Source organism: Rhizobacter sp. P3_B12, assembly GCF_056402895.1.
In genome coordinates this window covers 1-556 of record NZ_JBFUGN010001766.1, presented here as the reverse complement: position 1 = coordinate 556, position 556 = coordinate 1, and the positions used below count along the sequence as shown (strand labels likewise).

The window sequence follows — 556 nt, the reverse complement described above, 5'->3', positions numbered from 1 at the left end:
CCCATGCGGTGCGCGTGGCCGGCCTGCTGGGCCGCGTCGACCTGCTGCCGCGCTGCCTGGCCACGCTGGACGATGCGCGGCCCGGGCATCGGTTGAGCGCGGCGCGTGCGTCCGTGCTGCTGGGCGACCGTGCGGCAGCCGTCGTCGCGTTGCAGCAGCTGGCGAAAGCCGAAGGGGCCGCAGGTGTCGAAGCCCTGCAGTTGCTGCTGCGCATCGCGCCGCCCGAGCAGGCGCGCGCCATCTTGCAGGGGCTGGCGCAGGACGCTGCCGGTTCGCGCGCCCTGGTCATCGGGGCCGGCGTCGCCGGCGACGCGCACTATGTGCCGTGGCTGGTCCGGCAGATGGCCGAGCCGGCACTGGCACGCGTGGCGGGCGAGGCGTTCAGCCTGATCACCGGCCTGGACCTCGCCGAGGCCGACCTGGAGCGTTCGGCCCCCGACGAAGCCGCTGCAGGGCCGAACGACGCGGCCGGCGATGACAAGGTGGCGATGGACGACGACGAGAGCCTGCCATGGCCGGATGCCGGCAAGGTTGCCGCCTGGTGGCAGGCCCAAGG

General features: G+C 74.5%; 1 pseudogene. It reads left to right on the top strand.

Annotation, left to right across the window (positions count from 1 at the left end):
- Positions 1 to 14: 14 nt before the first annotated feature.
- Positions 15 to 556, top strand: a pseudogene (locus AC1D01_RS38110) (TIGR02270 family protein); the annotation flags it as partial.